The organism is Nocardiopsis sp. iso_40 (assembly GCF_056173285.1).
In genome coordinates this window covers 1,256,893-1,280,749 of the sequence record NZ_CM149666.1, presented here as the reverse complement: position 1 = coordinate 1,280,749, position 23,857 = coordinate 1,256,893, and the positions used below count along the sequence as shown (strand labels likewise).

21 protein-coding genes are annotated in these 23,857 nt (G+C 70.2%); 8 read left to right on the top strand and 13 right to left on the bottom strand.

From position 1 onward, the window contains the following. Window position 1: 1 nt before the first annotated feature. The 3 genes from AC0VYD_RS05650 to AC0VYD_RS05640 all read right to left on the bottom strand — a co-directional run bounded on the left by AC0VYD_RS05650 (window position 2) and on the right by AC0VYD_RS05640 (window position 3,855). Window positions 2-1,000: an ABC transporter permease gene (locus tag AC0VYD_RS05650; protein WP_475478900.1), complete on the bottom strand. Its 999-nt coding sequence runs from the start codon at window positions 998-1,000 to the stop codon at window positions 2-4. Next, window positions 1,000-2,004, bottom strand: a complete 1,005-nt coding sequence (locus AC0VYD_RS05645; RefSeq protein ID WP_475478899.1) for an ABC transporter permease — start codon at window positions 2,002-2,004, stop codon at window positions 1,000-1,002. Before AC0VYD_RS05645 ends, AC0VYD_RS05650 begins: the two co-directional genes overlap by 1 nt. A 180-nt stretch (window positions 2,005-2,184) precedes the next feature. After that, window positions 2,185-3,855, bottom strand: coding sequence for an ABC transporter substrate-binding protein (locus AC0VYD_RS05640; RefSeq protein WP_475478898.1), 1,671 nt, complete (start codon window positions 3,853-3,855; stop codon window positions 2,185-2,187). Between the two features lie 341 nt (window positions 3,856-4,196). On the opposite strand from AC0VYD_RS05640, the gene AC0VYD_RS05635 reads away from it, so the two are divergent. Beyond that, window positions 4,197-4,598, top strand: a complete 402-nt coding sequence (locus AC0VYD_RS05635) for a hypothetical protein (RefSeq protein WP_191268259.1) — start codon at window positions 4,197-4,199, stop codon at window positions 4,596-4,598. 115 nt (window positions 4,599-4,713) lie between these two features. Here the strand turns inward: AC0VYD_RS05635 and AC0VYD_RS05630 are convergent, their stop codons facing one another. Both AC0VYD_RS05630 and AC0VYD_RS05625 read right to left on the bottom strand, forming a co-directional pair. Beyond that, window positions 4,714-5,208: a hypothetical protein gene (locus AC0VYD_RS05630; protein ID WP_475478897.1), complete on the bottom strand. Its 495-nt coding sequence runs from the start codon at window positions 5,206-5,208 to the stop codon at window positions 4,714-4,716. A 100-nt stretch (window positions 5,209-5,308) separates the two neighbouring features. Continuing rightward, window positions 5,309-5,824, bottom strand: a complete 516-nt coding sequence (locus tag AC0VYD_RS05625) for a gluconokinase (RefSeq protein ID WP_475478896.1) — start codon at window positions 5,822-5,824, stop codon at window positions 5,309-5,311. A gap of 142 nt (window positions 5,825-5,966) precedes the next feature. On the opposite strand from AC0VYD_RS05625, the gene AC0VYD_RS05620 reads away from it, so the two are divergent. Further along, window positions 5,967-6,677, top strand: coding sequence for a FadR/GntR family transcriptional regulator (locus AC0VYD_RS05620; protein WP_475478895.1), 711 nt, complete (start codon window positions 5,967-5,969; stop codon window positions 6,675-6,677). 24 nt (window positions 6,678-6,701) lie between these two features. On the opposite strand, the gene AC0VYD_RS05615 is transcribed toward AC0VYD_RS05620, so the two are convergent. Then, window positions 6,702-8,078, bottom strand: a complete 1,377-nt coding sequence (locus AC0VYD_RS05615) for a GntP family permease (protein ID WP_475478894.1) — start codon at window positions 8,076-8,078, stop codon at window positions 6,702-6,704. Window positions 8,079-8,465: 387 nt separating this feature from the next. Between AC0VYD_RS05615 and AC0VYD_RS05610 the strand changes: the two genes are divergently transcribed. The 5 genes from AC0VYD_RS05610 (at window position 8,466) to AC0VYD_RS05590 (ending at window position 13,918) form a co-directional block, all read left to right on the top strand. Next, on the top strand, window positions 8,466-9,095 hold the full coding sequence (locus AC0VYD_RS05610; protein ID WP_475478893.1) for a DJ-1/PfpI family protein: 630 nt from the start codon (window positions 8,466-8,468) through the stop codon (window positions 9,093-9,095). 94 nt (window positions 9,096-9,189) lie between these two features. Further along, window positions 9,190-10,194 (top strand): threonine aldolase family protein, encoded by a 1,005-nt coding sequence (locus AC0VYD_RS05605; RefSeq protein WP_475478892.1) that lies wholly within the window; start codon window positions 9,190-9,192, stop codon window positions 10,192-10,194. Between the two features lie 180 nt (window positions 10,195-10,374). Then, the gene (locus AC0VYD_RS05600; RefSeq protein ID WP_473036366.1) at window positions 10,375-11,163 is read left to right on the top strand and encodes an IclR family transcriptional regulator domain-containing protein; all 789 of its coding nucleotides are present in this window, start codon (window positions 10,375-10,377) and stop codon (window positions 11,161-11,163) included. Window positions 11,164-11,453: 290 nt separating this feature from the next. Continuing rightward, window positions 11,454-12,953 (top strand): glycerol kinase GlpK, encoded by a 1,500-nt coding sequence (glpK, locus tag AC0VYD_RS05595; protein WP_475478891.1) that lies wholly within the window; start codon window positions 11,454-11,456, stop codon window positions 12,951-12,953. A 215-nt stretch (window positions 12,954-13,168) separates the two neighbouring features. Next, the gene (locus AC0VYD_RS05590; protein WP_475478890.1) at window positions 13,169-13,918 is read left to right on the top strand and encodes an MIP/aquaporin family protein; all 750 of its coding nucleotides are present in this window, start codon (window positions 13,169-13,171) and stop codon (window positions 13,916-13,918) included. A gap of 77 nt (window positions 13,919-13,995) precedes the next feature. Here the strand turns inward: AC0VYD_RS05590 and AC0VYD_RS05585 are convergent, their stop codons facing one another. Next, window positions 13,996-14,850 (bottom strand): Scr1 family TA system antitoxin-like transcriptional regulator, encoded by an 855-nt coding sequence (locus AC0VYD_RS05585; RefSeq protein WP_473036369.1) that lies wholly within the window; start codon window positions 14,848-14,850, stop codon window positions 13,996-13,998. A gap of 428 nt (window positions 14,851-15,278) precedes the next feature. Here AC0VYD_RS05585 and AC0VYD_RS05580 point away from each other — a divergent pair, with 428 nt between their 5' ends. Then, complete coding sequence (locus tag AC0VYD_RS05580; RefSeq protein WP_475478889.1) at window positions 15,279-16,847, top strand: glycerol-3-phosphate dehydrogenase/oxidase; 1,569 nt, start codon at window positions 15,279-15,281, stop codon at window positions 16,845-16,847. A gap of 166 nt (window positions 16,848-17,013) precedes the next feature. Here the strand turns inward: AC0VYD_RS05580 and AC0VYD_RS05575 are convergent, their stop codons facing one another. From AC0VYD_RS05575 to AC0VYD_RS05550, 6 genes are all read right to left on the bottom strand, one after another. Beyond that, complete coding sequence (locus AC0VYD_RS05575; RefSeq protein WP_191268270.1) at window positions 17,014-17,217, bottom strand: cold-shock protein; 204 nt, start codon at window positions 17,215-17,217, stop codon at window positions 17,014-17,016. A gap of 279 nt (window positions 17,218-17,496) precedes the next feature. Then, window positions 17,497-20,013, bottom strand: a complete 2,517-nt coding sequence (locus AC0VYD_RS05570) for a glycoside hydrolase family 2 protein (protein ID WP_475478888.1) — start codon at window positions 20,011-20,013, stop codon at window positions 17,497-17,499. A 44-nt stretch (window positions 20,014-20,057) separates the two neighbouring features. Further along, a complete protein-coding gene (locus tag AC0VYD_RS05565; protein WP_475478887.1) occupies window positions 20,058-20,969 on the bottom strand; it encodes an ABC transporter ATP-binding protein in 912 nt (303 codons plus the stop codon). A gap of 4 nt (window positions 20,970-20,973) precedes the next feature. After that, window positions 20,974-21,927, bottom strand: a complete 954-nt coding sequence (locus AC0VYD_RS05560) for an ABC transporter ATP-binding protein (protein WP_475478886.1) — start codon at window positions 21,925-21,927, stop codon at window positions 20,974-20,976. After that, complete coding sequence (locus tag AC0VYD_RS05555) at window positions 21,927-22,838, bottom strand: ABC transporter permease (protein ID WP_475478885.1); 912 nt, start codon at window positions 22,836-22,838, stop codon at window positions 21,927-21,929. The genes AC0VYD_RS05560 and AC0VYD_RS05555 overlap by 1 nt, the downstream gene beginning before the upstream one ends. Beyond that, window positions 22,835-23,830 carry an ABC transporter permease gene (locus AC0VYD_RS05550; RefSeq protein WP_475478884.1) on the bottom strand — a complete coding sequence of 332 codons (996 nt, stop codon included), beginning with the start codon at window positions 23,828-23,830 and terminating at the stop codon, window positions 22,835-22,837. Before AC0VYD_RS05550 ends, AC0VYD_RS05555 begins: the two co-directional genes overlap by 4 nt. Window positions 23,831-23,857: the final 27 nt, after the last annotated feature.

The window sequence follows — 23,857 nt, the reverse complement described above, 5'->3', positions numbered from 1 at the left end:
GTCACTTCCTCAACTTCGGGTCGAGCGCTTCCCGCAGCGCCTCACCCAGCAGGGTGAAGCCGAGCGCGGTGATGATGATGCCCAGGGCCGGATAGACGGCCAGGGACGGTGCGCTGGACAGGAACCGCTGGGCCTCCGAGAGCATCGTCCCCCACTCGGGGGAGGAGGCGTCCGGGTTTCCCAGGCCCAGGTAGGACAGTGCGGCCGCGTCGATGATGGCGGTCGCCAGGGTGAGCGTGGACTGCACGATCACCGGGCCCATGGAGTTGGGCAGGATGTGGGTGAGGGCGATCCTGTGCCTGCGCACGCCCAGCGCCTCGGCGGCCAGAACGTACTCGCGGCTGCCCTGCGAGATCATCGCCCCGCGCAGCAGGCGGGCGAAGATCGGGATCTGGGCGACGCCGACCGCGAGCATGACCGTGGTGAGGCTGGGTCCGACCAGGGCGGCGACGGTGACGGCCAGCAGTAGGGTCGGCATGGCCAGCATCATGTCGATGACGCGCATGACGACGTTGTCGACCTGGCGCCCCCACCGGCCGCCCAGGACCGAGCAGGCGCCGGCGGCACCGCCGAGGAGCGCGCCGAACAGGAATCCGACCAGGGTGGCGACCACGCCGACCAGGAGGGTCTGGCGGGCGCCGATCACCATCCGGGAGAACATGTCCCGGCCCAGGTGGTCCAGGCCCAGCCAGTTCTCGGCCCGCGGGCCGACGAACTCGTTGCGGTTGGGGAAGACCTCGCCGCCCCAGGTCTGGGAGGTGGCGTCGTACGGGGCGATGAACTCCGAGAGCAGCGCCACGACGACGAACAGCGCGACGATGGCCGCTCCGGTGATCGCCATCGGGCTGCGGCGCATCCGTTGGAGGGCCTCTCGCCAGATCCCGGCGCCGTGGCCCTCGTCGCCGCGCTCGCCCATGAGTTCGGCGAGCCGGTCGGCCTTGGCAGCCCTGCGCTGGTGGAACGGGACCTGGGACGGGTCGGTGCTCGGTGTCGTAGGCATCACTGGGCCCGCACTCTCGGGTCGAGGAGGCTGTACGAGATGTCGACCAGGAGGTTGATGAACACGTACATGGTGGCGATGAGCAGGATGAACCCGGTGAGCACCGGGTAGTCGCGGTTCTGCGTGGCCTCGTAGACGAACGATCCGATGCCCGGGAAGGCGAAGACGCTCTCGGTGAGGACCGCTCCGGCGAAGAGGCTTCCGGCCAGCAGGCCGACGGCGGTGACCACCGGCAGCAGGGCGTTGCGGAGCACGTGGCGGGTGCGCACGGTCGTGCGTTGCAGGCCCTTGGCGTTGGCGGTGCGGACGTAGTCCTCGCCCATCACCTCCAGGACGCTGGCCCGGGTCATCCGGGTGATGACGGCGAGCGGGATGGAGGCCAGCGCGAGCCCGGGCAGCACCAGGTGGGCGAGGGCGTCCGTGACGACGTCCCATTCCCGGGTCATCAGGCCGTCGAGGACGACGAACCCGGTGATGTCGGTGCGGCTGAGCCCCGGGGAGAGCCGGAAGGCCGACGGGAAGACGCCGAGCCGCTCGGCGAAGATCACCTTGAGGATGAAGGCCAGGAAGAACACCGGTGTGCAGATGCCCAGGAGGGAGCCGCCGACGGCGGCGAAGTCCAGCACCGTGCCGCGTCGGCGCGCGGCGAGGTAGCCCAGCGGCAGACCGGCCGTGACGGCGATGAGCATCGCGGTCACGGCGAGTTCGAACGTGGCGGGGAACCGGAGGAGGAACTCCTCCAGCACGGGGCGCCCGGTCTGGATGGAGGTTCCCAGGTCGCCCTGGGTGATGCGGCGGAGGAAGGCCAGGTACTGAACCGCGACGGGTTCTTCCAGGCCGAGCGAACGCCGTAGCGCGGCGCGCTGTTCGGCGGTCGCGTCGTCGGGGAGGAGGGCGTACTCCGGACCGCCCGGCAACCGTTGGAGCCAGACGAACAGCAGGATCGACAGGCCGCCCAGGGTGGGGATCAGCTGTAGGAGTCGCCTGACGATGAATCGCAGCACCTTCGCCGCCTTTCGCCAGTGGTGGGAACGATGGACGCGAAGCGTCCCCGCCGGGGTGTGGCGGGATGTACGTGTGGGTCCCGGGGTGCCGGGGAGGGGGGTCCTGCGAGGCGGGCCCGGCCGGTCTGGGCCGGCCGGGCCCGGTGCGTGCCTCTCCCGGGGCGGGGAGAGGGGGTCCGGCTACTTCCAGGAACCCTCGGCGAAGTTCTCCTGGGTCAGCGGGCTGACGTTCGGCGGGTTGACGTCCCCGGAGAACGCGATGGAGGGCGGCGAGCTGGAGATGGGCAGGCCCGGCAGGACGTCCATCACCATCTCGTTGAGCTCCTGGTAGCCGGCGACGCGCTCCTCGGCGTCCGGGTTGGAGCTCACCTCGGCCATCCGGTCGAACAGCTCCTGGTCATCCAGGCCCCAGGCACTGCTGGGGCCGGCGAACCAGGTGCCGATGAAGTTGTAGGCGTCGTTGTAGTCACCGGTCCAGCCGAGCAGGTAGAGCGGGCAGTTACCGCTGTCGGTCTGGTTGATGTACTCGGCCCACTCGTAGGAGGTGGCCTCGACCGTGACACCGACCTCCTGGAGGTCCTCGGTGACGACGTCGAAGATGTCCTTGGGGGCGGGCATGTAGGGACGGGTGACCTCGGTGGGGTAGCAGAACTCGACCTCCAGCTCCCCCTCCCCGTAACCGGCGTCGGCCAGCATCTCCCGGGCAAGGCCCGGGTCGTACTCGAACTCGCGCACGTCCTCGGACCATCCGTCGAGGGTGTCCGGGTGGAACTGGGTGGCGACCTCGCCGCCCTCGGGGAGGATGGTGTCCACGATGCGCTGGCGGTTCACCGCGTGCGAGAGGGCCTCACGGACCTCCAGGTCGGCCAGGGCCTCGTGGTCCTGCTGGTAGGCCAGGTAGAGGACGTTGAACACGTCGCGGGTGGGCACCTCGAAGCCCGCCTCCTGGAGCGGGGCGACGTCCGCCGGAGCGACCAGGTCGTAGCCGTGGATGTCGCCGGCCTCCAGCGCCTGGCGGCGGGCGTTCTCGTCCGGGATGGCCCGGATGATCATCGTCTCGAAGCCCGCCGGGTCGCCCCAGTAGCCGTCGAAGCGGTTGAGGGTGATCTCGCCCTGGTCCTGGTTCCACTCCTGGACCGTGAACGGACCGGTACCGGCGACCGTCCCCGGGACCTGGCTGTACTCGGGCAGGGTCGGGTTGCCCTCCTCACCACCGATCTCCTGGCCCTCCATGGCCTCCAGGCTGCTGGGGCTCATGATGCCGAAGGCCGCGAGGCTGAAACCACCCGGGTAGAGGGAGGAGTACTCGCTGACCTCGATGACGACGGTGAGCTCGTCCTCGGCGTCGCAGGAGACGAAACGCGGCTCCGGCGGAGCGTGGTCCTCTTCGTTCTCGGCGAAACCGCCGAAGATCTTCTGCCAGTAGTACGAGTTGTTGGAGCTCTGGTAGGCACCGGTCAGATTGAACCAGCGGTCGAAGTTGGCGCAGACCGCTTCGGCGTTCAGTTCGTCTCCGTCGTGGAACTCCACGCCGTCACGGAGGCCGAAGGTCCAGACGGTTCCGTCCTCGGACTGGTCCCAGGTCTCGGCCAGTCCACCGACGATTTCGGAACCGCCGGATTCGTGCTGCAGAAGGGTGTCGAAGACCTGGCGGCTGTAACGGAAGGTTTCTCCGTCGGTCGCGAGGAAGGGATCGAGCGATGCGATGTCGCCGGCGGACGCGAAGACGAACGGCTGTTCTCCGCCGTCAGAGGCGTCTCGGTCGCTTTCCGCGCAGGCCGTCGCCACGAGCGTGAGCGACGCCGCGGCGGCCAGGAGGCCGAGCGGATTTCGGGAAGACTTCGTGAACATGGTCCACCTCAGTGTGGGGCCGGGGGGTCGGGTCCCTGAACGATGAGTCGGACCCTAAACCGCACCATGACCGCCTGGGAAGGTAGACGGCTTGGTATTAATACAACCGTTTCAGATCTGTGCCGTGATCCATAGGTCGGTTTTTGGCCCACAGGTGTTCAACTGACGTCCGTCTCCGCGGGCTCTCCGGGGTTTGCTCCGGCAACCCCCGGCCATTCGCCCGGCCACCATTGCCAATTCCTTTATCCGACCATGGGACGAATAACCTTTTCGACGCGGTGTCCGTTTCCCGGGCCCGACCCGGGGCCGCGCGGGGGCGCCGTGCGTCCTATGATCTGCGGATGAACACTCCCCTTGACGACGCGGACCTCACCGCGTTCCTCGAAGGCCAGGACAGCGCCTGGCTGGCCGAGCAGCTGATGCTCGTCGCCGACGAGGACCCCATCACACGCATCCGCCTGAGCGCCGCGGCCGGAGCGGAGAGCGCGGTGGAGGAGGCCCGGGCCGTCGTGCTGTCCCGGACCACGGAGCACTCCTCCGCGGCTTCGGCCCAGGACCCCGACGACGGGGATCCGCTGCACCGGGCGCTCGACCTGCTGGACGACCTCCTCGACTACGGCTTCGAGGACGAGGTCGGCGACATCGCCGACGAGGCGCGCGAGCTCTACACGGCCCGGCACGGCCAGGACGACAGCGAGCACCTGGCCCGCCTGCACGTCCTGGCCGACGGCGAGGAGGACTGATCCGACCGGGGCGGCCCCGGGCCGGCCGCCGCACGTCCCCCGCACGGTGAGGGGCCCGGTGGGGCGGGAGTGCTCCCGCCCCACCGGGCCCCTGGTGTACCGGCCCTCCGCGGGCCTACAGGCCGCACCAGCGGCGCACGCTGGTGCTCCACAGCGCGATGTTCACGATGATCGCGAAGAGGGTCGCCAGCAGCCCGACACCCAGCATCGGGGTGTCCGCCAGCTTTGCGGCCGTGTACAGCGCGGACACGGCCGTGCCGAGCGCGACCAGCGCCCCGAACTGGGCCGAGCGCCACAGCACGTGGCCCGCACGGCGCACGGGCAGCGCCAGCACCGCCATCCCCAGGGCGACCAGCCCGGCCAGGACCAGCAGGAACCGCAGATCGCCCACGACCGGGCCGGGAGCGCCCGCGTCCAGCATCGTCCAGGACTGGTAGGCCAGCAGGGCGTACCCGGCGGCGGCGGCGAACATCAGGACACAGGTCTGCCGAACGTCCTGCGGGGGTCGCACGCCCGGGTGGCGTGCGGCGAGAATGCTCTGCCGGGGCGCCGGAACCACGCTGAAGGGCCGGGAGGCGGAGGAGACGGGGGACGTTTGGGTGTCTTGCATGACGAACAGGGTCGCGTGCCGGGACGCACTACACAAGTGGAGCACGATCTCCCGGACACACGGTTGCCATATCGTCACATATCCACACGAAAACCTCTGCTCAGTCCCGGGTGGCGCGCAGCCGCCCCGACACGTACTCCAGGGCCTGGGCGACGAGCGGGTCCAGGTCACCGCACAGGTCCAGCTCCACGCCCGCCTCGTCCGGGCCGAGCCTTTGCAGCGTCTCCGTCTGGGAGCGGAGGAGGGCGGGCGGCATGAAGTGGTCCTCCCTGGCTCCGATCCGCTCCCAGATCACCTCGGAGGGCCCGTGCAGGTGGAGGAAGCCCACCCCGGGGGCCCCGGTCCGCAACACGTCCCGGTAGGTGCGCTTGAGCGCGGAGCAGGCCATGACCGTGGCCTCGCCCCGCTCCTCGTGCCCGGCGATCCACCCGGCCAGCTCGCGCAGCCAGGGCCACCGGTCGCGGTCGGTCAGCGGCGTCCCGGAGGACATCTTGGTGATGTTGGCCTCGGGGTGGAAGTGGTCGGCCTCCGCGAAGGGCAGCCCGAGCTGCTCGGCGACCCGTTCGGCGACACTGGTCTTACCGCTGCCGGATACGCCCATGAAGACAAAGTGCATGATCTCTCCGTGTCCTGGCCCGCCGCACGGCCGCGACGCCGCCACCAATAGTGATATCAATCAATCCGGCTAGGCTTCAGCCTGAGACCCCGGCCGGGCCCGGCCGGGGCGGACGAAACCTGGGAAGCAACGGGGAACGACGATGGCGACCGAGCACCGAACGCTGCACAACCGGGTGCTGGCGGTCCTCGGCCCCGCGATCGCCGGCGGTGAGTACGTGTCCGGGCACGCCTTCACCCTCCAGGGACTGGAGCAGGAGTTCGGGGTGTCCCGGACGGTCGCCCGCGAGGCGGTCCGCGTCCTGGAATCGATGGGGCTGGTGGTCAGCCGGCCCAGGACCGGCATCCGGGTCAGGCCCCAGCGGGACTGGAGCGTCTTCGACCCGCAGCTGATCCGCTGGCGCCTGACCGGTTCGGGCCGGATGGAGCAGCTGCGCTCGCTCAACGAACTGCGCGCCGCGGTGGAACCGGGCGCCGCCGCCCTGGCCGCCGAACGCGGCCCCGCCGACGAGCGGGCCCAGCTCGTGGTGGTGGCCGAGCAGATGTCCCGGACCGGCCGGGCCGGCGAGCTGGAGACCTTCCTCGAACTCGACGTGGTCTTCCACCGCCGCATCCTGGAGCTGTCCGGCAACGAGATGCTGTCCGGCCTGGCCGAGGTGGTGACCGAGGTACTGGTCGGCCGTACCTCCTACGACCTGATGCCGCACAACCCCCGCCCGGAGGCCCTGCGCCTGCACACGGCGGTGGCACAGGCCATCCGGGACGGGTTGCCCGACGTGGCCGAGGCGGCGATGCGGTCGATCGTCACCGAGGTCGCGGAGGCCCTCAGGGGTGACGGCCCGCCTTCGCCCTGAGCCGCAGCCCGCCCGCGCCCCGGGTCACAGGATCAGGTGGAGGCCGAAGGCGAACCCGAAGCCGATGAAGCCGATCAGGGTCTCCATCACGGTCCAGGTCCTGAGCGTGGTCCTGACGTCCATCCCCAGGAAGCGCCCGACCAGCCAGAACCCGGAGTCGTTGACGTGCGAGAGCGCGGTGGCGCCGGAGGCGATGGCGATCACGATCAGGGCCAGGTCGATCGAGCTGAGTCCGGAGGTGTTCTGCACGGCCGGGGCGACCAGCCCGGCGGCCGTGGTGAGGGCGACCGTGGCCGACCCCTGGGCGACGCGCAGCGCGAGGGCGATGACGAACGCCGCGACGATGACCGGCATCCCGGTGGACTCCAGGCTGCCCGCGAGTGCGTCACCGATCCCGCTGGTGCGCAGGACGCCGCCGAACATGCCGCCGGCGCCGGTGATGAGGATGATGCCGCAGACGGGGCCGAGCGCGCCGCCGACGATCTCCTCGACCCGCTGCCGGGTGAAGCGGCCCCTGCTGAGCACGGCCATCGCGTAGAGGACGGTGATGAGCAGCGCGATGGGCGTCTGGCCGAGCAGCAGCAGTGACTGGACCCAGGCGGCGCCCTCGGACAGGGCCCCGGTGGCGACGAGGGTTCCGGTGCCGGTGTTGGCGAAGATGAGCAGCATCGGCAGCAGCAGGATGCTGAGGACGGTGGCCAGACGCGGCGGGTTCTCGTGGTTGACCTCGCCGTCGGCCGTGACGTCGTCGGGGGCGGGGAGTTGGAAGCGCCTGCCCGCCCAGAGGCCGTAGAGGTAGCTGGCCAGGTACCAGGTGGGGATGGCCAGGACCGCGCCCACCAGCAGGGTGAGGCCCATGTCCGCGCCGACCTCGACGGCGGCGGTGACCGGCCCGGGGTGCGGCGGCACGAAGGCGTGCATGACCGCGAAGGCGCCCGCCGTGGGCAGGGCGTAGGTGAGCACGGAGCCGCCGAGCCGGCGGGCCACGCTGAAGACGATCGGCAGCATGACCACGAGGCCGACGTCGAAGAAGATCGGGAAGCCGAAGAGCAGCGAGGCCGCGCCGAGCGCCAGGGGCGCGCGCTTCTCACCGAACAGCTTGATGAGCGCCCCGGCGAGGACGGCGGCGCCACCGGTGACCTCCAGCATGCGGCCGATCATCACGCCCAGCCCCACGAGCAGGGCCACGTTGGCGAGCGTGCCGCCGAACCCGTCGAGGAGGGTGGGCACCACCCCGTCGACCGGGATTCCCGCCGCGAGGGCGGTGAGCACGCTGACCAGGACCAGCGCGATGAACGCGTGCAGCTTGAAGCGGATGATCAGGAGCAGCAGGAGCGCGATGGCCCCCGCCGCGATCCCGAGGAGGGGACCCGTGCCGTAGACGGGTGCGAAGTTCTCCACGACGGAGCCTTCCAGTGGACGGGACGGTGGTGCTTGGCCGTGCCGGAACACGCCCTTGACCTGCTCTTGGACCAGGCCCCGAGAATGGTAATACCATTTGTGATCCCATGTGAACTCCAGGTTTCGATTTTGTGATGGAGACGCAGGTCACAGGCCTGGAATCCGTGGGAGACACCCCGGCGCGGCCGTCCAGCCGCCGGTCCGGAGCGGCCCCGCGGCCCGGCGCCCCCGCCCGTGGGGTACGACCGCCTCGGGCCCGTGCACCGCCCGGGTCAGAACGGTTTTTTCATGGCACCGGCGAATAAAACCGGAGCCGCTCGCAGCGGCCCCCGGGGACCCGGTTTCCGAAAATTGACACCCCGGCGCCCCTGCCTCCAACCTCGTGCCATGAACGCTGAGCCCCGCACCCCCCTCCACCTGGCTGTCTACGACCAGATGGCCGACTGGCAGTACGGCCACGCGGTCGCCCACGCGCGGGCGGGCATCGGCCCGCAGGGCACCGGGAGCCGCCGGGTCCTCACGGTGGGGCTCACCGGGGCGCCGGTCACGACGGCGGGCGGGCTCACCGTTCTGCCGGACCTCGCGCTGCCGCAGCTCAAGCCCTCGGCCAGCGCGATGCTGGTGTTGCCGGGCGCTCCCGAGTGGGACTCCTCCCCCGAGGTGATGGCCCCGCTGGCCTCGGCGGCGGGCATCTTCCTCGACGCCGGAATCCCGGTGGCCGCGATCGGTGACGCCACCGCGGGGCTGGCCCGGGAGGGCCTGCTCGACCACCGGGACCACACCGGCACCCGGGAGAAACTGCTGGCGACGGGGTACGCGGGCGCGCACCGGTACCGGTCGGAACTGGCGGTCACCGACATCGACCTCGTCACCGCCGGACCCACCGCCGCCGTGGAGTTCGCCCGCGAGGTCCTCGCCAGGCTCGACGCCCACACCTGGCGCACCCTGGACGCCTGGTACCGGCTGCACGCCCTGCACGAGGGGAGCGCCCGCCTGAGCCTGGCGGACGAGGGCTGATCCGCACCTGGCGGAATCCGGTCACCACCCGCCCCAGTATCGTCAGGGCAGTACCGCGTACTCGCGACGGCACCGCACCACACCGGGGGGACCCTTGATCGACCTGCGCTCGGACACCCTGACCCGTCCGACCCCCGACATGCGCCGGGCCATGGCCGAGGCCGAGGTGGGCGACGACGTGTGGGGTGAAGACCCGACGGTGCGCGCCCTGGAGGAGGAGACCGCCGCCCTCCTGGGCCGCGAGGCCGCCCTCTACGTGCCCTCCGGCCACATGGCCAACCAGCTCGGGCTGTACGTGTCCACCCGCAGCGGCGAGGAGGTGTGGGCACACGAGCACCACCACCTCATCGGGGACGAACAGGGTGCCGCGGTGGTGCTCTCCCGGGTCCTGCCCCGCCTGTACTCGGGCGACCCCTTCCCCCCGCAGGAACTGCTGGAGTCATGGATCTCCGGGCTCGGCGACGTCCACCGGGCCGACCCCGCCCTGCTCTGGTTGGAGAACACCTTCACCGGCCGGGTGGTGCCGTTGGCCGAGCAGCGGCGGGTGACGGACTTCGCGCACGCGCACGGGCTGCGCGCCCACCTGGACGGGGCCCGCCTGTGGAACGCCGCCGCACACCTGGGGGCCTCCCCCGAGGAGGTGGCCCGGGGGTTCGACACGGTGTCGGTCTGCTTCTCCAAGGGGTTGGGCGCCCCGGTGGGCTCCGCGCTGGCGGGTGACGCGGACACGATCCGGCGGGCCAGACGGGGCCGCAAACTGCTGGGCGCGGGCATGCGCCAGGCGGGGATCATCGCCGCGGGCGCCCTGTACGCGCTGCGCCACCACCGGGAACGGGTGGTGCTGGACCACGAGCGTGCGGCCCGGTTGGCCGCACGGGTGGACGGCCTGCCGGGGATCTCCGCTGTCGCCCGGACCAACATGGTGCTGGTCTCGACCCCCGAGGGGGAGGCGGCCCGGTACGCGGAGGCGTTCGCCGAGCAGGGGGTCCGCGGGCTGGGCGGGGGCTCCCGGATCCGGTTGGTGCTGAGCCTGGAGATCACCGACGGCGACGTCGAGGAGGCGGCCGGGGCGATCGCGAAAGCCGTCGCGGCGCTCTGAGGGTGCTCGCCCGGTGTGACCGAATCGGCGCCTCCGAAAAGCTCGCAGGTCAGCACGGTGGCCCGTCGGTACACTTGGCCGGTCCCGCGCGAACACGAGGCACCGGGAGGTGTTGCGCATCACATCGCGTAGTAGCATCGAGCGTATGACATTGTCGTACTAGAGAGTGGTAGCACCGCAATGCCGGGAAGAATCCAGTCCATCGAACGCGCCGCCGCGATCCTCCGGCTCCTGGCCAGTGGCGCCCGCGGACTGAGCCTGGCGGAGGTCTCCCGCTCCCTCGAACTGCCGAAGGGCACCGCCCTGGGCATCCTGCGCACGCTCCAGCACGTGGGCTTCGTGGAGCAGGACCCGGAGTCCGGCCGCTACCGGCTGGGCGGCGGGATGCTGAGCCTGGGCACCCGCTACCTGGACGGCAACGAACTGCGCACCCGGGCGCTGAACTGGGCCGACACCCTAGCCTCGCGCAGCGGCGAGAGCGTGCGCATCGGCACCTTGCACAAGCACCAGGTCCTGGTGGTGCACCACGTCTTCCGCCCGGACTCCACCCGGCAGACCCTGGACGTGGGAACCCTGCTGCCACTGCACGCGACCGCCCTGGGCAAGGTGCTGATGGCCTTCGACCCCCTGGCGGTCCCCGAGGAGGTCGCCTCGGTGGAGCCCGACTCCCCGGTGGAGCTGACCGCCTTCACCAGGCACACCGTCACGTCCATGGCCTCGCTGGAGGGGCGGCTGACCGGGATCCGGGACAGCGGCTGGGGCTGGGAGGCCGAGGAGCTGGTCGACGGCGAGGTCTCCATCGCCGCGCCCATCCGCGACCGGCGCGGAGTCACCGTCGGCGCCATCGGGGTGCGCGGCGCCGTCGAGCGGCTGCGCGGCGACGACGGCAAGCCCGACATGGAGCAGGTCTCCTACGTGCGCGACGCCGCCCGGGCCATCTCCCGCGAACTGGGCGCCACACCCTACTGAGCGCCGGGCGCGGCGGGCCCCGCCGCCGAAGGGCCGCCCGACCGCACCGCGGGACTCCCCGGTGCGGTGCTTCCGCGACCCCGCTCTCCCTGAGACAGTAACCATCCGAACACGTGATCCACGCGACACGATTGCGTCACGCTGCCTTGACACAGGCAGGAAAGTCGGATGAAACTTACGCCTAATCATACGTCAATGTCGTACATCGTGCGGGGTCAACCGCTACTTGCGCACCGACCGAGAACCAACCGAGTCCGCACCCAGAGCCGTTCTCCTGAAGGCGAGCACCGATGAGTCAGCAGTACGTCGCCGCGATCGACCAGGGCACCACGTCGAGCCGCTGCATCCTCTTCGACCGGGACGGGCGCATCGTCTCGGTCGACCAACGAGAGCACCGTCAGATCTTCCCGCAGCCGGGGTGGGTGGAACACGACGCCATGGAGATCTGGACCAACGTCGAGGCGGTGGTCCAGGAGTCCCTCCAGAAGAGCGACATCAGCCCGGACCAGGTCGCCGCGATCGGCATCACCAACCAGCGTGAGACCACCCTGCTGTGGGACCGCGAGACCGGCGAACCCGTCCACAACGCCATCGTCTGGCAGGACACCCGGACCGACGACCTCGCGCGCGAGCTCGGTGCCGAGGAGGGCCAGGACCGCTTCCGCCCCAAGTGCGGCCTGCCCCTGGCCACCTACTTCTCCGGCCCCAAGATCCGCTGGCTCCTCGACAACGTCGAGGGGGTGCGCGAGCGGGCCGAGCGCGGCGAGCTGCTGTTCGGCACCATGGACACCTGGCTCATCTGGAAGCTGACCGGCCGCCACGTCACCGACGTGACCAACGCCAGCCGCACCATGCTGATGAACCTGGCCACCCTGGAGTGGGACCCCGAGATCCTGGAGGCCATGCAGATCCCGTCCAGCCTGCTGCCGGAGATCCGCTCCTCCTCCGAGGTCTACGGCGAGGCCCGGGGCTACCTGGCCGGCACGCCCGTGGCCGCATCGCTGGGTGACCAGCACGCCGCCCTGTTCGGCCAGACCTGTTTCGACAAGGGCGACGTCAAGGGGACCTACGGCACCGGCACCTTCCTGGTGATGAACACCGGAAACGAGCCCGTGACCTCCACCAACGGCCTGCTCACCACGCTGGGCTACAAGATCGGCGACGCGCCGGCCGTGTACGCCCTGGAAGGCTCCATCGCGGTCACCGGCTCCCTGGTCCAGTGGCTCCGCGACAACCTGGGACTGATCTCCACCGCGCCCGAGATCGAAACGCTCGCGCTCTCGGTGGAGGACAACGGCGGCTGCTACGTCGTCCCCGCCTTCTCCGGACTGTTCGCCCCGCACTGGCGCGGCGACGCCCGGGGCGTGATCGCCGGGCTGACCGGTTACGTCAACAAGGGCCACATCGCCCGTGCCGTCCTGGAGGCCTCGGCCTGGCAGACCCGTGAGGTCGTCGACGCCATGAACGCCGACTCCCAGCTCGACCTGACCACGCTGAAGGTCGACGGCGGAATGACCGCGGACAACCTGCTCATGCAGATCCTGTCCGACGTGCTGGACGCCGAGGTCGTCCGGCCGATGGTCGCCGAGACCACCTGCCTGGGCGCGGCGTACGCGGCGGGGCTCGCCGTGGGCTACTGGCCCGACGTGGAGACCCTGCGCGCCAACTGGCACAAGGCCGCCGAGTGGAACCCGAAGATGGACCCCGAGGTCCGCGAGCGCGAGTACCACAACTGGAACAAGGCCGTGCAGCGCACCCTGGGCTGGGTCGAGCACAACGACGACAGGTAACGGGGCGGACGATTCCCGCCCCACACACACGACCGCGCCCCAGGGACGCTAGCGCCAACTGGAACCCCTGGGACGCGGTTCGGGGTCACCTGCCCGGTGCCCCTCCCCCATCAACTCGTGACGGGTGAGTCCGATTATGCCTGTGGTGGAACGGTTCCGTTCCCCGGGCAGGACACTCCCGTGACTCGGCTGCCCCGCACGGGGCGGAGGTCCCCATGGTCTATCTGGCAGAGTTCGTCGGTACGGCGATCCTGATCCTTCTCGGCGGCGGTGTCGTCGCCGGCGTCTCGCTCGCTCGGTCCAAGGCCCTCAACGGGGGCTGGATCGTGGTGACGTTCGGCTGGGGTATGGCGGTCGCGATGGCCGTCTACGTGGTCGGCACCACCAGCGGCGCCCACATCAACCCCGCGGTCACCGTCGGCCTCGCCAGCATCGGCGAGTTCGACTGGGCCCTGGTACCCGGCTACCTCGGCGCCCAGGTCGCCGGCGCCTTCTTCGGCGCCTGCCTGGTCTACCTGGCCTACCTGGCGCACTGGGAGCCCACCGAGGACGCCGACGCCAAGCTCGGCGTCTTCAGCACCTCGCCCGGGGTGCGCCGTCCGGTCGCCAACCTCGTCACCGAGGTCATCGGTACCGCGATGCTGGTGCTGGGCATCCTCGGCATCGGAGCCAACGAGGGTTCGGTGACCCGGGGGGACGCCGACCTGTCCGCCCTGTTCGCCCACGGCCTGTCCCCGCTGCTGGTCGGCCTGTTGGTGTTCGCGATCGGCCTGTCCCTCGGCGGCCCCACCGGGTACGCCATCAACCCGGCCCGCGACCTGGGCCCGCGCATCGCGCACGCGCTGCTGCCGATCCCGGGCAAGGGTTCCTCCGACTGGGGTTACGCCTGGATCCCGGTGGTCGGCCCGCTGCTGGGCGGTGTGATCGGCGCCTGGATCTGGAACCTGACCGGTTTCGGGGGCTGATCGGACCCTCCTCCGCCCTCCCGGGGGCGCCCGGCTCGGGCCGGGCGCCCCCGACGTGTCCGGTGCGGCCGGTCCCCCTACGGGCTCAGGTGGACCTCCTCCAGGTAGTCGAGGGTCTCCCCCGGCCTGAGGGCGACCAGCCTGAGGTGGTTGACCAGGTTCTGGTACCGGGCCACGTCGTCGGGCTCCTCCAGGTAGATGCCGTCGGTCGCGGTCTCCAGGAAGACGACGGTGGGGTCGATGGTGTCGGGGAACTCCAGGATCACGCAGGAGCCCCCGCACCCGGGGTTGAGCTTTGCCGCCCTGGTCATCTGCACGGTGACGTTGGGGCGCTGGGCCATCTCCAGGATGTGCTTGACCTGGGTGCGCCGGACCTCGGGGTGATCGGTCAGACGCAGCAGGGAGCCCTCGTCGAAGATCGCCCACAGCTCCGGCGGGTCCTGGTCCTGGAGGATCCGCTGCCGGGTCATCCGGGCGTCGACGGCCCGGCGGATCTCCTGGGGGTTGGCCAGACAGGACTGCGCGGTGGCCGTCATGTACTCCGGGACCTGCAGGAGTCCGGGGATCATCAGTGGCTGCCAGGTCGTGATGGACCGGGCCTCGGTCTCGAAGCCGACGAACCTGGCCGCGAGGACGTCCCGGTACCGCGTCCACCAGCCGCGTTCGAGCGACTGGCGGCACAGGTCCAGGATCTCGTCGAACTCTCTGCCCCGCGGCACCTCGCACGCGTCCAGGATCGATCTGACCTCCTGGAGGCTGGGGCGCTTCTTCACCCCGGACTCGATGTTGGAGTACGTGGACTTGGACAGGCCCGCGTCCGCCGCGGCCTCTTCGCTGGTCTTGCGGACGGCGAGCCGGACGCGCCTGAGTTCGGCGGAGAGCCGGCGCCGCCGGATCGTGGGTGAGTACCTAGTGGCCATGATGTCGTTCATCGTAGGACCGGAGATGTCCCCAAGTGGGGCAATCCGGGGAACTCGGAGTCCAGGCCTCACCTCGGTCCGCAAAACCGGGACACCGTCTTCTCAGGACCCGGATTCCAGCTTCATTCCGAGGGGCCCCGCCCCGCGCCGCGGGGCGACCCCTCCGGACGGGAACCCGTCCGATCACCCGCTCAGACCATGCGTTCGACAATGCCGAACTTCAGACACAGCAAGCGACACCACGAGCCCCTTGGGTGACAACTGCCCTTGCCTGCACCACCCAGAACCGGACAGCACCAGGGAGCTCGCGCCAATGGCGGTGCCCATCTTCACCAACGTTCGGCATTGTCGTATCATGCATACGACGCCCACCTGAATCGTGGAGCCCGTTCAGGTACGTGCGGTAACCGCCCCCCTTCCCAACGGACGGAGCACCAGCCATGACCGCCAGCACCCACCGAAGCGACGCCCCCACCATCCGCGCGCACACGCGCGAGGAACTCACCCGGGGTACCTTCGACCTCCTCGTCATCGGCGGCGGGATCCTCGGCACCTCCGTCGCCTGGACCGCCACCCAGGCGGGCCTGCGGGTGGCCATGGTCGACGCCGGCGACTTCGCCGGGGCCACCTCCAGCGCCTCCTCCAAGCTCGTACACGGCGGCCTGCGCTACCTCCAGAGCGGCCAAGTGCGCCTGGTCGCGGAGAACCACAAGGAACGGCGCTCCCTCGCCTCCGACGTGGCCCCCCACCTGGTCAACCACCGCCCCTTCCTGGTCCCGATCTACTCCGGCGGCCCGCACGGGGCCGCCAAGATGGGCGCGGGCGTCTTCCTCTACTCGGCGCTGTCCGCCTTCGGGGACGGCATGGGCCGCCTGCTCTCCCCGCTCCAGGCCAAGCGCCTCGCCCCCGGGCTGCGCACCGAGGGCCTGAAGTCCGTGGCCGCCTACAGCGACCACCAGATGAACGACAGCCGGATGGCGGTCATGACGGTACGCGCCGCCGTGGACGCCGGGGCCGTGGTGCTCAACCACGCCGAGGTCCGGGGGCTGCGCACCACCCGGGGCCGGGTGACAGGGGCCGACCTGCGCGACCGGGTGGACGGGAGCGAGTTCGGGATCGACGCACGGCTGGTCCTCAACGCGACCGGCCCCTGGGTGGACCACCTGCGCCGGCTGGAGGACCCGAACGCCGCGCCCAGTGTCCGGCTGTCCAAGGGCGCCCACCTGGTGCTGCGCACCCCGGACCCGTGGCGGGCCGCGCTCACCATCCCGGTGGACAAGTACCGGGTCTCCTTCGCCATCCCCTGGGAGGGGCACCTGCTCCTGGGCACCACGGACGAGGCCTACGAGGGCGACCCCGCCGACGTGGGGGTGGTGCCCTCGGACGTGGACCAGATCCTGGGCGAGGCGGCCCTGGGCATCGACGCCCCCTACCTCGACCGCGACCGCATGACCTACTCGTTCGCCGGGCTGCGCGTCCTGCCGGGCGGCCCGGGCGAGACCAGTTCGGCCAAGCGGGAGACAGTGGTCACCCAGGGGCGGGGCGGGATGCTCTCCGTGGCCGGCGGCAAGTGGACGACCTACCGGCACATCGGCCGGACCGTCCTGGAGGAGCTGCGCAAGGTGGCGACGGTCCCGCTGGCCGAGGACATGGCGGACCCGCTGCGGACCGTGCCGCTGCCCGGGCTGGCCAGTCCGGACGCGGTCACCCAGCGCCTCATCATCGACCGCGAGCCGGGCACCCGCCTGGACCCGCTGGTCGCCCGGCACCTGGCCTCGCACTACGGGAGCCTGGCCATGGACATCGCCGGCCTGGTGCGCGCCGACCCCGGCCTGGGCGAGCGGATCCACCCCGACGGCCCGGACGTGTGGGCCCAGGTGGTGTTCGCCCGCGACCGCGAGTGGGCGGTGACCGTCGACGACGTGCTGCGGCGCCGGACCACCGTCACCGTGCGGGGCCTGGACACCACCGAGGTCCGCGAACGCACCCGGGCCCTGCTGGAGGCCTGACCCCCGCACGCACAGGACCCCGGAGCCGTCAGTGACGGTTCCGGGGTCCGGTGCTGTCCGAGGCGGGGCCCCGGACGCGCGAACGCCCCCGGAGAGTGGATACCCTCCGGGGGCGTTCAGCGACGTCTACGCCTGCAAGGGGTGACGACGCTACGTCTTTGCGGTCTTAGATACCGACGACGTTCTCGGCCTGCGGGCCGCGGGTGCCGGCGACAACCTCGAACTCCACGCGCTGGTTCTCCTCCAGGTTACGGAAGCCCGTGCCCTGGATGGCGCTGTAGTGAACGAAGGCGTCGGGGCCACCGTCGTCGGGGGAGATGAAGCCGAAGCCCTTCTCGCCGTTGAACCACTTCACAGTTCCCTGAGCCATGTTTTCTCCTTCAGCTCGGTGTACACGGACGCATACTCACACGCCCGAAAATTGCCGCGAGCCGACTCCAAGAGAAACCGCCCGCCGGTCACAAACTCCGCGGGCAAGACACCAACTGCGAAATTCAACGACTAACAATCTCTAACGAACGTACCACAGCCTGAGCGGCTGTCGAGGGTTTCCGGTGTGGCAACTCGCACGGCCCGCCGGGGAATACCGGCGGGCCGGGCGGGAGACGCGTGTGAGCCGAGTGAAGATCACCGGCGTGTCACGCAGATGTCACCGAGGGTTCACGAGGGCATCGTTGACGCACTTCAGCACAGGTGGCGCCGTCACGGCCCCCGGGTCGAGATCCGCGCCGCCGAACACCGTGAACGTGTGCGACTCGCCGGGCAACAGCGTCACCAGCGCGCTGTCCGCACTCGCCCCGGGGTCGAGTCTGTCGACGTTCAGCACCAGATCCCGCAACAGCACACGGGCTTGTACGTTCACCCGCAAATCGGAACCTTCCACCCGTGTTTCGACTTCGAATTCAGGTTTTCGGTAGTCCAGGTCGAGATCCCGGGAGAAGAACCACCAGGCCCGCTCTCCCGCACCGTCGACGGTCAGCACCTCGCGGGGGGCCGCACCCGCCCCCGCGACCTCCGGGGGCACCGGAATCCGCAGCGCCCCGCGGGGCGCCACCCGGACCGGGTGCGCGGAGGCGGCCAACTCGGCTCCCGTCACGGTGTCGCGACGTGCCACCGTCACCTCGGCGACCCACTCCTGACCGGTGTCGTTGCCCAGGACCACCTGCAGCCCGCCTCCGGGGGCGGGCTGCACCGTGGCCACCCGGTCGGCGTACACACGGCGCAGCGCGTACCACAGCGGCTTGTGCCGCCCCTGCCCGTCGACCGCCGCCCACGAGGTGACCGGCCAGCAGTCGTTGAGCTGCCACATCACCGTGCCCGTGCAGTACGGCCAGGTGGCACGGAAGTGCTCGATCCCCAGGGTCAGGGCCCGCGCCTGGTTGACCTGCGTGAGGTAGTGCCAGTCCTCGAACCCCCACTCGCGGTCGCCGAAGTGCGCGGCGAGCCCGCGGGCGAGCTTGCCGTTGCCGTCGATCGCCTTCTGGTGGTGCATCACCCCGGGCGAGGTCGGGGTGAGCGGGTCGTCGGACACCGAACCGCGCAGCGTGGCGTAGGTCGGCGGCGCCTGGTACCCGAACTCCGCGGCGAACCGGGGGCGGTGCTCCCGGTAGACGGTGTAGTCGAGTTCGTTCCACACGTCCCACAGGTGCATGGTCCCGTGCGAGGGCTCGTTGGGGTGGACACCCTCGGCCTCGGAGTAGGGACTGCCCGCCCAGTAGGGGCGGGTCGGGTCGAGCTCGGAGACCGCCCGGGGCAACACGTCCAGGTAGTACCCGGCGCCCCAGGCCCGACCGTCGAGCTCCTCCTTCCACCCCCAGTCCTCGTGACCCCAGATGTTCTCGTTGTTGCCGCACCACACCGCCAGGCTGGGGTGCGGCGCCAGCCGCGCGACCGCCTCACGGGCCTCGGCCTCGACCTCCGAGGCCAGCGGTTCGTCCTCGGGGTAGGCGGCACAGGCGAAGAGGAAGTCCTGCCACACGAGGATGCCGCGCTCGGAGCAGAGCTCGTAGAAGTCCTCGGACTCGTAGATCCCGCCGCCCCACACGCGCAGCAGGTTCATCCCGGCGTCCCGGGCCTGCTCGATCCGCTCCCGGTAGCGGTCCCGGCCGACCCGGTGCGGGAAGGCGTCGTCGGGGATCCAGTTGGCCCCCCGGACCAGGATGTCGCGGTCGTTGACCCGGACCGCGAAGGCGGACCCGTCCGCGTCGGGCCCGCTGCGCACCGCCACGTTGCGGAAGCCGATCCGGCGCTCCCAGCCGTCGAGGGCCTCCCCGTTCGCGGAGAGCTCCACCCCCAGGCCGTACAGCGGTTGGCCGCCGTGGCCGCGCGGCCACCACAGCTCCGGTTCGGCGACCACGAGTTCCAGGGCCGCCTCCGTCTCCCCGGCCGCCACCACCGCGGTGGCCTCCGCGCCCGCGACCGAGGCGGTCAGCGTCAGGTCCGTGTCCCGCCCGGGCCCGCTGCGCTCCACCTCCACCCGCACGCCGACCCGCCCCAGTGATCCGTCAGCGGAGACCGACACCAGCGGCCGGACCGAGGCCAGCCGCGCCGTGGACCAGGCGTGCAACCGGATCGGCCGCCAGATCCCGGAGGTGACCACGGTCGGCCCCCAGTCCCAGCCGAAGTTGCAGGCCATCTTGCGGATGTACTGGTAGGGCTCGTCATAGGCGGCGGGAAGCGCGCCCATCCGCTCCCGGTTGGCCTCCGCGTACCGGTAGGGCGAGGCGAACTCCACCTCCAGGGAGGGGTCGGCCTCCCCGCCCGCCAGCGCATCGGTGACGTCGAAGCGGTACGAACGGTGCATGTTGGCCGTCCGTCCCGCCTCCCGGCCGCCGACCCGGACGGTGGCGACGGTGTCCAGGCCCTCGCAGACCAGGTCGACGCGCTCCGCGTCCGGGGCGCCCCGGTCCGCGCCGCCCAGGGCCCGGACCTCCGCGGCCAGGGAACGCGTGTACCTCCAGTCGGTCCGGCCGATCCAGCCCAGCCGGTCCTCGTTGTCGTCCAGGTAGGGGTCGGCGATCAGGCCGTGGTCGAGCAGGTCCGTGTGGACGCAGCCCGGCACGGTGGCGCCGACCTCGCCGACCTCGGCGGCCGGTTCCGGCAGGGCGCCCTCGTGGGGCACCGCCGTCAGTTTCCAGCCGTCGTGCAGGTCGAACCACGCGGTCATGCGTGTTCCTCTTTTCCCGTGGTGTGTGGCGGTCGCGGCGCGGCTCAGTGCTGGTCGATCCCGACGAAGTGCCCCTTCTCGACCTCGGTGAGGGGAGCGGAGTCGTCGTCCTCACCGACCGTGGGCAGGACGACGTCCTCCGGCGGGTTGGCCGCCAGCTCCTCGTCCACCTCGGCCCAGGTGCGGTGCAGCTGGGGCACGCACGAGAGCAGGTGCCGGCTGTAGGGGTGCATCGGGTTCTCGAACACGGCCCTGGTGGGCCCCATCTCGGCGATGGCGCCCTTGCGCAGGATCACGGACCTGTCGCTGACGTAGTTGCCCAGGGACAGGTCGTGGGTGACGAACAGGATGCCCAGGCCGCGCTCCTTGAGGTCGGCGAGCAGGTTGAGCACGTCGATGCGGGTGGAGGCGTCCAGCATGCTGATGATCTCGTCGGCCACCAGCAGCTTGATGTCCAGCAGCAGCGCACGCGCGATGAGCAGCCGCTGGAGCTGCCCGCCGCTGAGCTGGTGCGGGTACTTGTCGAGGACGTTGCCGGGGTCCAGCCGCACCGTGCCGATCGCGTCCAGGACCTTCTGTCTCCAGTCCGCGTCCGAGGTCGCGGGGAAGTAGGAGGAGCGGATCATCTCGAAGACGCGGTCGGCCTTGAAGATGGGGTTGAAGGAGCTGAAGGGGTCCTGGAAGACGCCCTGCACCCTCCGGTAGTACTCCTTCTTCGCGGAGAACCCGCGGATCCGGGAGACGTCCTCGCCCTCGAAGAGGATCTGGCCGGAGCTGATCTTGGTCAGGCCCAGCACCATCTTCCCGATCGTGCTCTTTCCGCTGCCGCTCTCACCGATCAGCGACACCACCTCGCCGGGTTCCACCGTCAGGTTGACGTCGCGGACCGCGCGCAGCCTGGCGCCGCCGAAGGCGCCCACCCGGTACACCTTGTGCACGTGGCTCAGTTCCAGCACGGTTCTACCTCCCCGTCTTCCAGCAGGCGGCCCAGTGGCCGGGTTCGATCTCCACCAGGGGCGGAGTCTGCGAGCACTCCTCGGAGGCGATCGGGCAGCGGTCCTTGAACCGGCAGCCGGTCGGCGGGTGCAGCAGGCCGGGCGGGGTGCCCGGGATGCCCTCCAGACGGGTGTCCTCCGTGGTCGTACCGACCTCCGGCAGCGCACCGATGAGCATCTTGGTGTACGGGTGCTGGGGGTCGTTGATGATCGTGGACGCCGGGGCCTTCTCCGCGATCCGGCCCGCGTACATCACCATGACCGTGTCGGCCATCTGGTAGACGAGCGAGATGTCGTGGGTCACGAAGATCATGCTCTTGACGTAACCGCGGTCGCGGAACTCCACCATGGACTCGACCACCGACCGCTGGGTCGACACGTCCAGGGCCGAGGTCGCCTCGTCCGCGATCAGCAGCGAGGGGTTGAGCAGGGTGGCCATGACCATGACCACGCGCTGCTTCATCCCGCCGGACAGCTCGATCGGGAACCGTCCGAGCACGGCCGGGTCCAGGCCGACCAGCTCCAGGCGGCGGTCCAGCTCCTCCGCGACGTCGCCCGGACGCACGCCGCGTGAACGCAGCAGCTCGTTGATCATCCGGCCGATCTTGCGGGTGGGGTTGAGCGCGCTCATCGCGTACTGCGGGATGAGCGAGATCTCGTGGTAGCGGAACCTGTTCATCGCGCGGTCGTCGGCGATGGGCACGTTCTCGCCGTCCAGCTCGATCGTGCCGTCCACGTGCCGCATCCGGCCGTCCAGCCGGATCAGGCTCTTGCCGAGGGTGCTCTTGCCGCAGCCGGACTCCCCGGCCAGGCCCATGATCTCCCCGTCGGCGAGGTCGAAGTTCACCCCGTCGAGGGCGTGGACGTCCCCGCGCAGGGTCTGGTAGTAGACCTTCAGGTCGTTGACGCGCAGGGTCATTACAGCTCCCGCAGCTTGGGGTTGAAGACCTCGTCCAACCCGACGTTGAGGATGTACATCGAACCGACCAGGAGGGTGATCCCGGCACCCGGTGGAATGAACCACCACCACATGCCGAGTTGGAGGGCGCTCCAGGCGACGGCGCTCTCCAGCATGAGGCCGAGGGAGACGCCGTTCGCGGGTCCGAGGCCGATGAAGTCGAGTCCGGCGGCGATGAGGATGGCCCCGCCGAAGAGCAGGATGAACGACATCACCAGGTAGGAACTCATGTTCGGAGCGATCTCGGTGGTGATGATCCGCCAGGTGCGGCGGCCGCTCAGCCGGGCCAGGTCCACGTAGTCGCGGGTGGCCAGGGACAGCGCCTGGGAGCGGACCGCGCGCGCCGCCCACGGCCAGGAGGTCAGTCCGATGAACAGCGCCTGGACGACCACACCGCGCACGTCCAGGTAGGCGACGGCGACGATGAGCACCACCAGGGTGGGCAGGACCAGCACCACGTTGGTCAACATGTTGAGCAGCTCGTCGACGAGTCCGCCCTTGAAGCCGGCGACGAACCCGACCGCGGTGCCCACGATGAAGGCGATGCCTCCGCCCAGGGCCCCGACCAGGAAGGTCGAACGCAGCCCGTAGACGAACTGGGCCCAGATGTCCTGGCCGAAGGAGGTGGTGCCCATCCAGTACTCGGAGCTGGGCGGCTGGCTCTTGGGACCGACGTAGACGTTGGGCCCGTGGTCGATGAACAGGGGGCCGATCAGGCCGGTGAACAGGAGCGCGAGCACGATCGCCGTGCCGATGAGGAGCTTGGGGTTGCGCCGGGCGAAGTGCAGGCCCTCGGAGAACTTGCGTTCGCCGGCCGGTTCCGGTGCCGTACCGGAGTCAGCCGCTCCAGGGGTCGCGGGGACGTCGGTCATGATCCGCCTCCCGTCATCTGGACTCGCGTGCGCGGGTCGACCAGGACGTAGATGATGTCGATGATGAAGTTGGCGATCAGCACCCCGACGACCACGAACAGGAAGATCCCCTGCAGCAGGAAGAAGTCGTTGTTGTTCAGGGAGTTGAGTACCAGGGTCCCCAGGCCGGGGTAGTTGAAGACGATCTCGGTGAGCAGCGCGCCCGCGATGATGGTGCCGAGCTGCACGGCCAGGCCGGTGATCTGCGGCAGCATCGCGTTGCGGAAGGCGTAGCGGCGGATCAGCCGGCGCGGGGCCCCCAGCGCCTGGAGGTAGTTCGAGTAGTCCGCCTCCAGCTCGTAGATGATCATGTTGCGCATACCGATCGCCCAACCGCCGAGGGCCACCAGGAACATGGACAGGAACGGCAGGAACCAGTGGGTGAGCAGGTTCGAGATGAACAGCCACGACCACGAGGGCGTGAGCGCGAAGCTGTAGCCTCCCGCGGTCGGGAAGAAGCCGCCCACCACGCCGAGCGCCCAGGCCAGCAGCAGGGCGAGCCACATGTAGGGGGTCGCGGTCAGGATGTAGCCGACCGGCAGCACGGTGTTGTCGAGGATCTTGCTGCGGGCGGCGAACGCGCCGAAGCGGTTGCCGACGATCCAGCTCAGGATGATGGCGGGGAGCAGCAGGCCCAGGGTGAACGGGATGTGCCGCAGGATGATGTCGGTGACGGGCTCGGGGTAGAGCCACACGCTGATGCCCAGGTCACCGCGCAGGAGGCCGGCCCAGAAGCTGAGGTACTGCTGGTAGAGCGGGGTGTCGAGGCCGAAGACCTCGTTGTAGTAGTTGGTCATTCGCTCCAGGGCCTCCGGGTCGGAGACCGAGGCCCTGTTGAGCATGCTGCTGACGGGGTCGCCGGGCATGAACCGCGGGATCATCCAGTTGATGGTGACCGCGACGACGAAGGTGATGCCGTAGATCCCGAGTTTGCGGCCCATGTAACGCCACACGGGTGTCCTCCAGGTGCGGGGGCACGG

Excerpts from the sequence above, each read along its gene's own strand:
- AC0VYD_RS05585 (WP_473036369.1), bottom strand. The coding sequence starts at position 14,850 with ATGAACGACATCATGGCCACTAGGTACTCACCCACGATCCGGCGGCGC.
- AC0VYD_RS05610 (WP_475478893.1), top strand. The coding sequence starts at position 8,466 with ATGAACGCTGAGCCCCGCACCCCCCTCCACCTGGCTGTCTACGACCAG.
- AC0VYD_RS05575 (WP_191268270.1), bottom strand. The coding sequence starts at position 17,217 with ATGGCTCAGGGAACTGTGAAGTGGTTCAACGGCGAGAAGGGCTTCGGC.
- AC0VYD_RS05625 (WP_475478896.1), bottom strand. The coding sequence starts at position 5,824 with ATGCACTTTGTCTTCATGGGCGTATCCGGCAGCGGTAAGACCAGTGTC.
- AC0VYD_RS05570 (WP_475478888.1), bottom strand. The coding sequence starts at position 20,013 with ATGACCGCGTGGTTCGACCTGCACGACGGCTGGAAACTGACGGCGGTG.
- AC0VYD_RS05590 (WP_475478890.1), top strand. The coding sequence starts at position 13,169 with ATGGTCTATCTGGCAGAGTTCGTCGGTACGGCGATCCTGATCCTTCTC.
- AC0VYD_RS05640 (WP_475478898.1), bottom strand. The coding sequence starts at position 3,855 with ATGTTCACGAAGTCTTCCCGAAATCCGCTCGGCCTCCTGGCCGCCGCG.
- glpK (WP_475478891.1), top strand. The coding sequence starts at position 11,454 with ATGAGTCAGCAGTACGTCGCCGCGATCGACCAGGGCACCACGTCGAGC.
- AC0VYD_RS05555 (WP_475478885.1), bottom strand. The coding sequence starts at position 22,838 with ATGACCGACGTCCCCGCGACCCCTGGAGCGGCTGACTCCGGTACGGCA.
- AC0VYD_RS05650 (WP_475478900.1), bottom strand. The coding sequence starts at position 1,000 with ATGCCTACGACACCGAGCACCGACCCGTCCCAGGTCCCGTTCCACCAG.
- AC0VYD_RS05600 (WP_473036366.1), top strand. The coding sequence starts at position 10,375 with ATGCCGGGAAGAATCCAGTCCATCGAACGCGCCGCCGCGATCCTCCGG.
- AC0VYD_RS05560 (WP_475478886.1), bottom strand. The coding sequence starts at position 21,927 with ATGACCCTGCGCGTCAACGACCTGAAGGTCTACTACCAGACCCTGCGC.
- AC0VYD_RS05620 (WP_475478895.1), top strand. The coding sequence starts at position 5,967 with ATGGCGACCGAGCACCGAACGCTGCACAACCGGGTGCTGGCGGTCCTC.
- AC0VYD_RS05635 (WP_191268259.1), top strand. The coding sequence starts at position 4,197 with ATGAACACTCCCCTTGACGACGCGGACCTCACCGCGTTCCTCGAAGGC.
- AC0VYD_RS05630 (WP_475478897.1), bottom strand. The coding sequence starts at position 5,208 with ATGCAAGACACCCAAACGTCCCCCGTCTCCTCCGCCTCCCGGCCCTTC.
- AC0VYD_RS05580 (WP_475478889.1), top strand. The coding sequence starts at position 15,279 with ATGACCGCCAGCACCCACCGAAGCGACGCCCCCACCATCCGCGCGCAC.